General features: G+C 68.4%; 12 protein-coding genes. All 12 read left to right on the top strand.

What is annotated here, in order from left to right; genetic code table 11:
- Window positions 1-103 precede the first annotated feature (103 nt).
- The 12 genes from retS (at window position 104) to LE197_RS24155 (ending at window position 12,606) form a co-directional block, all read left to right on the top strand.
- Window positions 104-2,932 carry a hybrid sensor histidine kinase/response regulator RetS gene (gene retS, locus LE197_RS24100; RefSeq protein WP_003095412.1) on the top strand — a complete coding sequence of 943 codons (2,829 nt, stop codon included), beginning with the start codon at window positions 104-106 and terminating at the stop codon, window positions 2,930-2,932.
- 349 nt (window positions 2,933-3,281) lie between these two features.
- Complete coding sequence (locus tag LE197_RS24105) at window positions 3,282-3,875, top strand: MarC family protein (protein WP_003095417.1); 594 nt, start codon at window positions 3,282-3,284, stop codon at window positions 3,873-3,875.
- A gap of 424 nt (window positions 3,876-4,299) precedes the next feature.
- On the top strand, window positions 4,300-5,565 hold the full coding sequence (gene urtA, locus LE197_RS24110; RefSeq protein ID WP_003105144.1) for an urea ABC transporter substrate-binding protein: 1,266 nt from the start codon (window positions 4,300-4,302) through the stop codon (window positions 5,563-5,565).
- Between the two features lie 146 nt (window positions 5,566-5,711).
- Entirely contained in the window at window positions 5,712-7,301 is a 1,590-nt protein-coding gene (gene urtB / locus LE197_RS24115; protein WP_010792251.1) for an urea ABC transporter permease subunit UrtB, read from the top strand.
- Window positions 7,298-8,377: an urea ABC transporter permease subunit UrtC gene (urtC, locus tag LE197_RS24120; protein ID WP_003112319.1), complete on the top strand. Its 1,080-nt coding sequence runs from the start codon at window positions 7,298-7,300 to the stop codon at window positions 8,375-8,377. Before urtB ends, urtC begins: the two co-directional genes overlap by 4 nt.
- A complete protein-coding gene (urtD, locus tag LE197_RS24125) occupies window positions 8,374-9,231 on the top strand; it encodes an urea ABC transporter ATP-binding protein UrtD (RefSeq protein ID WP_003105136.1) in 858 nt (285 codons plus the stop codon). The genes urtC and urtD overlap by 4 nt, the downstream gene beginning before the upstream one ends.
- A 136-nt stretch (window positions 9,232-9,367) precedes the next feature.
- Window positions 9,368-10,066 carry an urea ABC transporter ATP-binding subunit UrtE gene (gene urtE, locus LE197_RS24130; protein ID WP_003112317.1) on the top strand — a complete coding sequence of 233 codons (699 nt, stop codon included), beginning with the start codon at window positions 9,368-9,370 and terminating at the stop codon, window positions 10,064-10,066.
- Between the two features lie 83 nt (window positions 10,067-10,149).
- Complete coding sequence (locus LE197_RS24135; RefSeq protein WP_003121119.1) at window positions 10,150-10,602, top strand: GNAT family N-acetyltransferase; 453 nt, start codon at window positions 10,150-10,152, stop codon at window positions 10,600-10,602.
- 8 nt (window positions 10,603-10,610) lie between these two features.
- The gene (locus tag LE197_RS24140; protein WP_003116109.1) at window positions 10,611-11,453 is read left to right on the top strand and encodes an urease accessory protein UreD; all 843 of its coding nucleotides are present in this window, start codon (window positions 10,611-10,613) and stop codon (window positions 11,451-11,453) included.
- A 1-nt stretch (window position 11,454) separates the two neighbouring features.
- Window positions 11,455-11,757 carry an urease subunit gamma gene (locus tag LE197_RS24145; RefSeq protein ID WP_003099389.1) on the top strand — a complete coding sequence of 101 codons (303 nt, stop codon included), beginning with the start codon at window positions 11,455-11,457 and terminating at the stop codon, window positions 11,755-11,757.
- Window positions 11,758-11,765: 8 nt separating this feature from the next.
- Entirely contained in the window at window positions 11,766-12,284 is a 519-nt protein-coding gene (locus tag LE197_RS24150; RefSeq protein WP_003099390.1) for an L-methionine sulfoximine N-acetyltransferase, read from the top strand.
- Window positions 12,285-12,300: 16 nt separating this feature from the next.
- Entirely contained in the window at window positions 12,301-12,606 is a 306-nt protein-coding gene (locus tag LE197_RS24155; protein ID WP_003095450.1) for an urease subunit beta, read from the top strand.
- Window positions 12,607-12,644: the final 38 nt, after the last annotated feature.

The following is a 12,644-nucleotide window of genomic DNA, read 5'->3' on the forward strand; positions in this document are numbered from 1 at the left end:
CCGGGCCCGAAGCCGCGGGCGCCGCACGGCGCTTCCGCGGCCTATGCCGTTGCCACGGCCACTTGGCTATAATCCGGCCATTCACCTTCGAAGGGACTTCGCCGTGGTACGGCTTCGGATCGCCATAGGACTACTCGTCAGCTTCCTGCTGCTTCTGCTCGGTCCGATGTCGCCGGCGGTCGCGGACGACGCCGGCGTTTCCAGCGTTCCCCTGCAAACCACCGCCACCACCCCCAGCGTCAACCAGAACTGGCGCCTGCTGCGCGACGAGAGCGCGCAACTGCGGATCGCCGACGTCCTCCAGCGCAAGGAGCAGTTCCGCCCGCTGGCCAAGCGCTCCTTCATCTTCCCCGCTAGCCCCCAGGCGGTCTGGCTGCAGGTCCAGCTTCCCGCGCAGAAGGTGCCGAGCTGGCTGTGGATCTTCGCCCCGCGGGTGCAGTACCTGGACTACTACCTGGTGCAGGACGGCCAACTGGTGCGGGACCAGCACACCGGCGAGTCGCGACCGTTCCAGGAGCGCCCGCTGCCCTCGCGCTCCTACCTGTTCTCGCTGCCGGTCGACGGCAAGCCGATGACCCTGTACGTGCGGATGACCTCCAACCATCCGCTGATGGCCTGGTTCGACCAGATCGACGAAGCCGGCCTGGTCGGCCTGGAGAAGCCCGCCTACGCCTTCGGCATGCTGCTCGGCGGCATGCTCCTGCTGCTGATGTACAACCTGATCCGCTTCGCCTACTCGCGCAGCGCCAGCAGCCTGTGGCTGGCGGCGGTGCACGCGGCGCTGGCGGTCTGCGCCGCGGCGAACCTGGGGCTGGTGGCGTTCTGGCTGCCGGGACTCAAGTTCAACCAGTCGCTGACCGCCGACCTCGGCGCCCTCGGCGCCGCGGTGAGCCTGCTGTGGTTCGCCTGCAGCTTCTTCCGCGGCACTGCGGAAAGCCGCCTGAACCGCCTCCTGCAAGGCGAGGCGCTGTTGATCCTGGCGGTCGGCGCGATCATCGCCTTCACCCAGCAACTCTGGTTCAGCTGGCTGATCTACCTGCTGGTGATCCTCAGTTCGCTCAGCGTCCCGCTGATCGCGGCCTGGCACTGGTATCGCGGCTACCAGCCGGCGCGCCTGATCGTTGCCGGGATGATCGTGTTCAACGCCGGCTTCATGGTGTTCCTGCCGGTACTGTTCGGCACCAAGCAACTCGATCCGGGCTGGCTGGTGCTCGGCGTGTTCAGCTTCGCCACCCTCGCCGGGCTGGTCCTGAGCGTCTCGCTCACCGAACGCCAGCGGCTGATCCAGCAGCTCAACCTGCAACAGCGCACCAGCGAGGCGGCGCACACCGCGGAATTGCAGACCAAGGCCGAGTTCCTGGCCAAGATCAGCCACGAGATCCGCACGCCCATGAACGGCGTGCTGGGGATGACCGAACTGCTCCTCGGCACCCCGTTGTCGGCGAAGCAGCGCGACTACGTGCAGACCATCCACAGCGCCGGCAACGAGCTGCTCACGCTGATCAACGAGATACTCGACATCTCCAAGCTGGAGTCCGGGCAGATCGAGCTGGACGAAGTGCAGTTCGACCTCAACGCGTTGATCGAGGACTGCCTGGATATCTTCCGGGTCAAGGCCGAGCAGCAGCGCATCGAGCTGATCAGCTTCACCCAGCCGCAGGTGCCGCGGGTCATCGGCGGCGATCCGACGCGCCTGCGCCAGGTGGTCCTGAGCCTGCTGGACAACGCGTTCAAGCAGACCGAGGAAGGCGAGATCCTGCTGGTGGTGGCCCTCGACGACCAGGGCGAGACGCCACGCCTGCGCATCGCCGTGCAGGACAGCGGCCACCCGTTCGACGCCAAGGAGCGCGAGGCGCTGCTCACCGCCGAGCTGCACAGCGGCGACTTCCTTTCCGCCAGCAAGCTCGGCAGCCACCTCGGCCTGATCATCGCCCGCCAACTGGTGCGGCTGATGGGCGGGGAGTTCGGCATCCAGTCCGGCAGCAGCCAGGGCACCACCCTGTCGCTGACCCTGCCGCTCGACCCGCAGCAGCTGGAGAACCCCACCGCCGACCTCGACGGCCCGCTGCAGGGCGCCCGGCTGCTGGTGGTGGACGACAACGAAACCTGCCGCAAGGTGCTGGTGCAGCAGTGCAGCGGCTGGGGCCTGAACGTCAGCGCGGTGTCGTCCGGCAAGGAGGCGCTGGCCCAGTTGCGCACCAAGGCGCACCTGCGCGAGTACTTCGACGTGGTCCTGCTCGACCAGGACATGCCCGGCATGACCGGCATGCAACTGGCGGCGAAGATCAAGGAAGACCCCAACCTCAACCACGACATCCTGCTGATCATGCTCACCGGGATCAGCAACGCGCCGAGCAAGATCATCGCCCGCAACGCCGGGATCAAGCGCATCCTGGCCAAGCCGGTGGCCGGCTACACGCTGAAGGCGACCCTCGCCGACGAACTCGCCCAGCGCGGCGTCAGCGGCGTCACCAACTACCTGCAACCGGCCAAGGAAGCGCAGGCGCCGAGCCTGCCGAGCGACTTCCGGATCCTCGTCGCCGAGGACAACAGCATCTCCACCAAGGTCATCCGCGGCATGTTGAACAAGCTCAACCTCCAGCCGGACACCGCCAGCAACGGCCAGGAGGCGCTCAGCGCGATGAAGGCGACCCAGTACGACCTGGTGCTGATGGACTGCGAGATGCCGGTTCTGGACGGCTTCTCCGCCACCGAGCAGCTCCGCGCCTGGGAAGCCCACGAACAGCGCCCGCATACCCCGGTGGTGGCGCTCACCGCGCACATCCTCAGCGAACACAAGGAACGCGCGCGGCTGGTCGGCATGGACGGGCACATGGCCAAGCCGGTGGAGCTGTCGCAATTGCGTGAGCTGATCGCCTACTGGGTCGGCGAACGCGATCGCCGCCGCCAGGGCGACGCCCTGCCCTCCTGAGGGCAGCGACGTGCTCCGGCGCTGCACCCGGCCTCCGCCACGGCGGATAACCGCACGCGGTTATTCGCCCTACGCCCCGGTGGTCCCGCCTCCCGTAGGGCGGATAACGCCAACGGCGTTATCCGCCGACACCGCCATTTCCGCCACGGCGGATATCCGCACGCGGTTATTCGCCCTACGCCCCGGTGGTCCCGGCTCCCGTAGGGCGCATGACGCCAACGGCGTAATCCGCCGACATCCGGCCTCGTTGTCACATGCCACGCGAACCGGCATATTGCCAACCCGCCGGACATCGCGCCGGCCCGTCGCACGCTATGCTCATGCCCACACCCGGACCGGAAGCGCCTCCATGCATTTGCTGTTCAGCGTCTACCTGAAGATGCTGGTGCTCTATAGCCCCTTCTTCGTGCTGTCCTGCTTCATCAGCCTCAGCCGCGGCTTCGGCCCGCGCGACCGCAAGCGCATGGCCTGGCGGGTGGCCCTGGCGGCGCTGATCGCCAGCGTCGCGCTGTACCTGTTCGGCCGCTACATCTTCATCCTCTTCGGTATCACCGCCGACGCCTTCCGCATCGGCGCCGGCAGCGTGCTGTTCATCTCCGCGCTGGGCATGGCCCAGGGGCGCGCGGCGGTGCAGAGCGACAACGTGCAGCAGGACGTGACCATCGTCCCGCTGACCATTCCTCTCACCGTCGGCCCCGGCACCATCGGCGCGCTGCTGGTGATGGGCGTCGGCCAGGGCTGGGAGGCCAAGCTGATCTCCCTGGTGGCGATCTTCCTCGCCTGCCTGACCCTCGGCACCACGCTCTATCTTTCCGACCGCATCGAACGCCTGCTTGGCGACCAGGGGCTACAGATCGTCAGTCGCCTGATGGGCCTGTTCGTCTGCGCACTGGCGGCGCAGATCATCGTCACCGGCCTGAAGGGTTCGCTGTTCCCAGGCTGAGCGCACCAGCCTGAGGCGGACGCCCTGGATGCCGCGCCCTGACGCACCGCGGTGGTGCCAGGACGGAGCGACGGCGTTCCCATGGACGCTCCGCCGACGGCAAGGAGAGAGGTCAGCGCGACGCATCCCCTTCCGGTGCCCACGGCGCCTTCTCCCTCGATATCCGGCGAAAACCCGTTGAAAACGCCGCCTTCCCCGGCACAACCAGGCCTGCTCGGCATGCTTCCCCGGCGACTCGCGGCGCCTTTTCGCCGACCGATACCGGCCAGCGCCAAGAAGAGGCACAGCCTTTGCTCTGGAGCCTCGACGAAGAGATCCAGGCCGCAGTGCGCACCCCGCCGTCCACCGGACGGATGCCCGACGACAAGCACGACGCCTCCTGAAAACTGCCGCCCCGACCGCTGGTGAATGGAGAACAACACCAATGAAACGTCGCAGTCTGCTCAAGGCCTTCACGCTGTCCGCGTCCATCGCTTCCATGGGCCTGTCCTGGTCCATCCAGGCCGCCGAAACCATCAAGGTCGGCATCCTCCACTCGCTGTCCGGGACCATGGCGATCTCCGAGACCTCGCTGAAGGACATGGCCCTGATGACCATCGACGAGATCAACGCCAAGGGCGGGGTCAACGGCAGGAAGCTGGAGGCGGTGGTGGTCGATCCCGCGTCGAACTGGCCGCTGTTCGCGGAAAAGGCCCGCCAGTTGCTGACCCAGGACAAGGTCGCGGTGGTCTTCGGTTGCTGGACCTCGGTGTCGCGCAAATCGGTGTTGCCGGTGTTCGAGGAACTCAACGGATTGCTGTTCTACCCGGTCCAGTACGAGGGCGAGGAACTCTCGCCGAACGTCTTCTATACCGGCGCGGCGCCGAACCAGCAGGCGATCCCGGCGGTGGAGTACCTGATGAGCGAGGACGGCGGCGGCGCCAGGCGCTTCTTCCTGCTCGGCACCGACTATGTCTACCCGCGCACCACCAACAAGATCCTGCGCGCCTTCCTGCACAGCAAGGGCGTGGACGACAAGGACATCCAGGAGGTCTACACGCCGTTCGGCCACAGCGACTACCAGACCATCGTCGCCGACATCAAGAAGTTCGCCGCAGGCGGCAAGACCGCGGTGGTCTCCACCGTCAATGGCGACTCCAACGTGCCCTTCTACAAGGAACTGGCCAACCAGGGCCTGGAAGCCACCGAGGTGCCGGTGGTGGCCTTCTCCGTAGGCGAGGAAGAACTGCGCGGCATCGACACCAAGCCGCTGGTCGGCAACCTCGCGGCATGGAACTACTTCGAGTCGGTGAGCAATCCGGTCAACGAGAAGTTCGTCGCCGACTGGAAAGCCTACGCCAAGGCGAAGAACCTGCCGAACTACGGCACCGCGGTGACCAACGACCCCATGGAAGCCACCTACGTCGGCATCCACATGTGGGCGCAGGCCGTGGAAAAGGCCGGCAGCACCGAGGTCGACAAGGTTCGCGAGGCGATGGCCGGGCAAAGCTTCAAGGCGCCATCCGGCTACACGCTGGTCATGGACAAGAGCAACCACCACCTGCACAAGCCGGTGATGATCGGCGAGATCCAGGACGACGGCCAGTTCGAAGTGGTCTGGAAGACCCCCGAGCCGCTTCGCGCGCAACCCTGGAGCCCGTTCATCCCGGGCAACGAGAAGAAGCCGGAGCATGCGCTGAAGAGCAACTGAGTTCTGCCGTGAAGAACCCTGCCCCCCTGACCAGGCGTTCCCCTGAACGGAACGGGAACGCCCCGGTCGCGCGCCTAACGGCCCCCTCGTCCTTCAGGGAGAGGGCGGGGGACCGGCCATACCGCACGTCGCCCAGGAACCCCAGCATGCCCCTTGCCCTCCTCACCCGCCCGCTCCAGGCCTGTGTCCTGGTCCTGGCCGCCCTTCTCGCGGTGACGGCCTACGCCGGACCGGCGCAGGACTTCGCCGCTGCCGACAACGGCGGTCGCGCCCACCTGCTCGAACACTGGGCGGCGACGCCCGACGCCGGTCGCCTGGCCTTTCTCGAAGCGCTGCGCCACAACCGCATTGCGCTGGACAGCCGCCAGCAGCCATTCATCCTCGGCGCCGACCAGCGTTTCCAGGCCGCCGAAGGCGATGCCCTGCCGGACGGCGAGCCGAAGCCGCTGCGCCTGAACAATCGCCTGCGCGGCCTGCTCAACACCGCCCTGGCCAGCCACCAGTTGGTGGCCAACGAAGTGCCGCTGCGGCAGGCCGCCGCGCAGCAGTTGCAGAAAACCGCCAAGGCCGCGCAACGGCCGCTGCTCGAAGCGCGCCTGCGGATCGAGAGCGACGCTGGCGTGAAGGAAGCCCTCGGCCTGGCCCTGGCCAACCTGCAACTCGGCGATCCCGACCCGGCGCTACGCCTTTCCGCCGTGCGCCTGCTCGGCGAGTCCGGCGATCCGCTGGCGCGAACCCGCCTGGAGAACCTGCTCGACCCGGCGGTGGAACCGGAGGAAGGCGTGCGCATCGCCGCCGCCACCAGCCTGGCCCAGGTCAAGCGCCGGCTGCTGGTCGGCGACCTGCTCGGCCAGGCCTTCAGTGGCCTGTCGCTGGGCTCGATCCTGCTGCTCGCGGCGCTCGGCCTGGCGATCACCTACGGCCTGCTCGGGGTGATCAACATGGCCCACGGCGAAATGCTCATGCTCGGCGCCTACTCCACCTACGTGGTGCAACTGCTGTTCCAGCGCCTGGCGCCGGAATGGCTGGCGCTCTACCCGTTGCTGGCGCTACCGGTGGCGTTCTGCGTCAGCGCCGCCATCGGCATGGCCCTGGAGCGCACGGTGATCCGCCATCTCTACGGCCGGCCGCTGGAAACCCTGCTCGCCACCTGGGGCATCAGCCTGGTGCTGATCCAACTGGTGCGGATGCTGTTCGGCGCGCAGAACGTCGAGGTAGCCAACCCGGCCTGGCTGTCCGGCGGCATCCAGGTGCTGCCGAACCTGGTGCTGCCGTGGAACCGCATCGTCATCATCGGCTTCGCCCTGTTCGTGCTGCTCCTCACCTGGCTGCTGCTGAACCGCACGCGGCTCGGCCTGAACGTCCGCGCGGTGACCCAGAACCGCAACATGGCGGCCTGCTGCGGGGTGCCCACAGGGCGCGTGGACATGCTCGCCTTCGGTCTCGGCTCGGGCATCGCCGGGCTCGGCGGGGTAGCCCTGTCGCAGGTCGGCAACGTCGGCCCGGACCTCGGCCAGGGCTACATCATCGACTCCTTCCTGGTGGTGGTGCTCGGCGGCGTCGGCCAGCTCGCCGGCAGCGTCCTCGCCGCCTTCGGCCTCGGCGTGGCGAACAAGATCCTCGAACCGCAGATCGGCGCGGTGCTGGGCAAGATCCTGATCCTCGCGCTGATCGTCCTGTTCATCCAGAAACGCCCGCAGGGACTGTTCGCCCTGAAAGGGAGGGTCATCGATTGAACCAGCCACTCACCGTCACCCTCGCCCGCCGGGCCGGCGGCCGCGTCACCGCTATCGCGCTCGGCGCAGCCTTCGCCACGCTGCTGGTCATGCCGCTGCTGCACCTGCTGCCGGCGGACAGCGCGCTGCACCTCTCGGCCTACAGCCTGACCCTGACCGGCAAGATCCTCTGCTACGCCATCGTCGCCCTCGCCCTCGACCTGGTCTGGGGCTACGCCGGCCTGCTGTCCCTCGGCCACGGGCTGTTCTTCGCCCTCGGCGGCTACGCCATGGGCATGTACCTGATGCGCCAGGCCTCCGGCGACAGCCTGCCGGCGTTCATGACCTTCCTTTCCTGGAACGAACTGCCCTGGTACTGGGCCGGCACCCAGCACTTCCTCTGGGCGCTGTGCCTGGTGGTGCTGGTGCCCGGCGCGCTGGCCTTCGCCTTCGGCTACTTCGCCTTCCGCTCGCGGATCCGCGGCGTGTACTTCTCGATCATGACCCAGGCCCTGACCTTCGCCGGCATGCTGCTGTTCTTCCGCAACGAGACCGGTTTCGGCGGCAACAACGGCTTCACCGACTTCCGCAGCATCCTCGGCTTCCCGATCACCGCGCCGGGCACCCGCGCCGCCCTGTTCCTCGCCACCGTCGCGCTGCTCGCGGCCAGCCTGCTGCTCGGCTGGCGCCTGGCGCGAAGCAAGTTCGGCCGGGTCCTCACCGCGCTGCGCGACGCCGAGAACCGCCTGATGTTCTGCGGCTACGACCCGCGCGGCTACAAGCTCTTCGTCTGGACCCTGAGCGCGGTGCTCTGCGGCCTCGCCGGCGCGCTGTTCGTGCCGCAGGTGGGGATCATCAACCCCAGCGAGATGTCGCCGACCAACTCCATCGAGGCCGCCGTCTGGGTCGCCCTCGGCGGACGCGGCACCCTGCTCGGCCCGCTGCTCGGCGCCGGCGTGGTGAACGGCGCGAAGAGCTGGTTCACCGTGGCCTTCCCGGAATACTGGCTGTTCTTCCTCGGCGCGCTGTTCATCGTCGTCACCCTGTACCTGCCGCGCGGCCTGCTCGGCCTGCTGCGCAAGGAGAAGGAGCAATGAGGACCACCCCGCACCTGATGCTCGAACCGGCCTTCCACCCCGGCCTCGATACCGCCGGCAGCGGCCGCGACGCCATCGGCCTGGGCGCCGCCACCAGCGGCCGGCTGGACGCGCGCCACGGCACCATCCTCAGCCTGGAAGACATCAACGTCAGCTTCGACGGCTTCAAGGCCCTGCGCGACCTGACCCTGTACATCGGCGTCGGCGAATTGCGCTGCATCATCGGCCCCAACGGCGCCGGCAAGACCACCCTGATGGACGTGATCACCGGCAAGACCCGCCCGCAGAGCGGTACCGCGTATTTCGGCGACACCCTCGACCTGACCCGCATGAGCGAGGTGCAGATCGCCCAGGCCGGGATCGGCCGCAAGTTCCAGAAGCCCACGGTGTTCGAGGCCCTGAGCGTGTTCGAGAACCTCGAACTGGCGCAGAGGGCCGACAAGTCGGTGTGGGCCAGCCTGCGCGCGCGGCTCGACGGCACGCAGAGGGAACGCATCGAGGAGGTGCTCGCCACCATCCGCCTGCTGGAGTCGCGGCAGCGTCCGGCGGGTTTGCTGTCCCACGGCCAGAAGCAGTTCCTCGAGATCGGCATGCTGCTGGTGCAGGAACCGCAGTTGCTGCTGCTCGACGAGCCGGTGGCGGGCATGACCGATGCCGAGACCGAATTCACCGCCGAGCTGTTCAAGTCCCTGGCGCGCAAGCACTCGCTGATGGTGGTGGAGCACGACATGGGTTTCGTCGGCAGCATCGCCGACCATGTCACCGTGCTGCACCAGGGCCACGTGCTGGCCGAAGGCTCGCTGGCGGAGGTACAGGCCGACGAACAGGTGATCGAGGTCTACCTCGGTCGCTGACGCCAGCCATCCGCTCGGCGGGTAGCGCCTGCCAAGTGGCGCCCGTCGCGTAGGGCGAATGACCGCTCGCGGTTATCCGCCGAGCCAGGTTGGGAATCGCAGTGAAGAACCATCACGGGACAAATGGAAGAGAACCATGCTGCAAGTCGACAAGCTCCACCAGTACTACGGCGGTAGCCATATCCTCCGTGGCCTGAGCTTCGAGGCGAAGGTGGGCGAGGTGACCTGCCTGCTCGGTCGCAACGGGGTGGGCAAGACCACCCTGCTGCGCTGCCTGATGGGCCTGGTCCCGGCCCGCGAGGGCCAGGTCGCCTGGGAAGGCCGCTCGCTCACCGGACTCAGGCCGCACCAGCGGGTCCGCGCCGGGATCGCCTACGTGCCGCAGGGACGGGAAATCTTCCCCCGGCTGACGGTGGAAGAGAACCTGCTGATGGGACTGTCCCGTTTCAGCGCCAGGGACGCCCGGGCGGTGCCGGACTTCATCTACGAGCTGTTCCCGGTCCTGCGCGAAATGAAACAGCGCCGCGGCGGCGACCTCTCCGGCGGCCAGCAGCAGCAACTGGCGATCGGCCGCGCCCTGGCCAGCCAGCCGCGACTGCTGATCCTCGACGAACCCACGGAAGGCATCCAGCCTTCGGTGATCAAGGAGATCGGCGCGGTCGTCCGCAGCCTGGCGGCGCGCGGCGACATGGCGATCCTGCTGGTCGAGCAGTTCTACGACTTCGCCGCCGAACTGGCCGACCAATACCTGGTGATGGCGCGCGGCGAGATCGTCCAGCAGGGCCGCGGCCGCGACATGGAGAGCGAGGGCGTGCGCGGGCTGGTGGCGATTTGAACGGACTGGGACACACTGCCGCTGGCGCAACCGGGGCCTGCGCTGGCAATCTCTATGCCCTCGTCTTTCCGCAGGAGGTCGAAATGACCGTCACTCTGCGCCCGGCCGTCCAGGCCGACGCGGGCTTCGCCGCGCTCTGCGTCGCCGCCGCCTATGCCCCGTGGATCGCGGTGATCGGCCGCAAGCCCTGGCCGATGACCCAGGACTACCACGAGGTGATCGCCAGCGACCGGGTCCTCATCGCCGAGCACGACGGCCAGCCGGTCGGCCTGCTGGTGACGCGGGAAACCGCCGACGGCTTCCTCGTCGACAACCTCGCCGTGCTTCCCGAATGCAAGGGCCAGGGCATCGGCCGACAACTGCTGGAGCGTGCCGAGCGCGACGCAACGAGCCTCGGCTACCGCTCGCTGTACCTCTACACCAATGAGCGGATGACGGAAAACATCGAGCTCTACGCCAGGGTCGGCTACCTCGAATACGAACGCCGCCAGGAAGAGGGATTCCGCCGCGTGTTCATGCGCAAGGCCCTGGCCTGACCCGACCGATGACCGCCGCCCTCCCCGACCTGAGCTTCCACCCCGCCTGGCACGCCCAACTGGAGCTGGCCTACGCCCGCGCCGGCGACGCCACCCGCCCGGTGACGCGGCGCCACGCCGGACCGCTGCGGGTGCAGAAGCACCTCTACGCCGAAGGCCCGGAAGTCTGCCAGCACATCCTCGTGCATCCGCCCGGCGGCATCGCCGGCGGCGACAGCCTGGCCTTCGACGTGCGCCTCGGCGAACGCGCCTGGGCCCAGCTCACCAGCCCCGGCGCGGCCAAGTGGTACCGCGCCGCCTGCCCGTCGCGGCAGACCCTGGAGATCCACCTGGAGCCCGGCGCCACCCTGGAATGGCTGCCGCAGGAAAGCATCGTCTTCGCCGGCGCCCAGGCCGAACTGGAAACCCGTATCCAGCTGCGCGGCGACGCCCGCCTGTTCTACTGGGACATGGTCGCGCTCGGCCGCCCGGCCAGCGGCGAGCGCTTCGCCAGCGGCCACTTCGTCGCGGCCCTGGACATCCGTCGCGACGACCGCCTGCTCTGGCACGAGCGCCAGCGCATCGACGGCGGCGACCGCCTGCTCGACTCGCCGATCGGCCTCGCCGGGCATCCGGTGCTGGCGACCCTGGTCGCCAGCGGCGAGATCGACACCGACCTGCTGCAACGCTGCCGCGCGCTCCCCTGCGCCGGCCGCGGCAACCTCAGCCAGTTGCCCGGCGGCCTGCTGGTGGCGCGCTGCCTGGCCGACGAGGCGCTGCACGCGCGAGCCTGGCTGATCGAACTCTGGCGCCTGCTGCGGCCGGCGCTGCTCGGCCGCGAGGCCGTTCCCCCACGCATCTGGAGTACCTGAGATGGACTTGTCCCCCCGCGAGAAAGACAAGCTGCTGATCTTCACCGCCGGCCTGCTCGCCGAGCGCCGGCTGGCACGCGGTCTCAAGCTGAACTACCCGGAGGCGGTGGCGCTGATCTCCGCCGCCCTGCTGGAGGGCGCGCGCGACGGCCGCAGCGTCGCCGAGCTGATGCACTACGGCACCACCCTGCTGAACCGCGAGCAGGTGATGGAGGGCGTGCCGGAGATGATCCCGGACATCCAGGTGGAGGCCACCTTCCCCGACGGCACCAAGCTGGTGACCGTCCACCAGCCCATCGCCTGAGGCCGGCCATGAGCGCTTCGATCCGCGACGCCGGCGTCGCCGACCTGCCCGGCATCCTCGCCATCTACAACGACGCCGTGGGCAATACCACGGCGATCTGGAACGAAACCCCGGTGGACCTGGCCAACCGCCAGGCCTGGTTCGACACCCGCGCCCGCCAGGGCTACCCGATCCTGGTGGCAAGCGACGCCGCCGGCGAAGTGCTCGGCTACGCCTCCTACGGCGACTGGCGACCCTTCGAGGGCTTCCGCGGCACCGTCGAACACTCCGTCTACGTGCGCGACGACCAGCGCGGCAAAGGCCTCGGCGTGCAACTGCTGCAGGCGCTGATCGAACGTGCGCGGGCCCAGGGCCTGCACGTCATGGTGGCCGCCATCGAAAGCGGCAATGCCGCCTCGATCGGCCTGCACCGGCGCCTCGGCTTCGAGATCAGCGGGCAGATGCCGCAGGTGGGCCAGAAGTTCGGCCGCTGGCTCGACCTGACCTTCATGCAACTGAACCTCGACCCGACGCGCAGCGCGCCCTGAGCCCCAAGGAGCCCCCATGATCCCCGGTGAATACGACATCCAGCCCGGCGATATCGAACTCAACGCCGGCCGCCGCACCCTCGCCCTGAGCGTGGCGAACACCGGCGACCGGCCGATCCAGGTCGGCTCGCACTACCACTTCTTCGAGGTCAACGACGCCCTCGCCTTCGACCGTCCGGCCACCCGTGGCATGCGCCTGAACATCGCCGCCGGCACCGCGGTGCGCTTCGAACCGGGGCAGAGCCGCGAGGTGGAGCTGGTGGAAATCGGCGGCGGACGGCGGGTATACGGCTTTGCCGGGCGGGTGATGGGGGACCTCTAGGGCCCCACTGGCCAGGTTCGACCAAAGACAGCGAACAC

Source organism: Pseudomonas sp. PS1(2021), from assembly GCF_020405165.1.
Classification (GTDB): Bacteria; Pseudomonadota; Gammaproteobacteria; order Pseudomonadales; family Pseudomonadaceae; genus Pseudomonas; species Pseudomonas aeruginosa.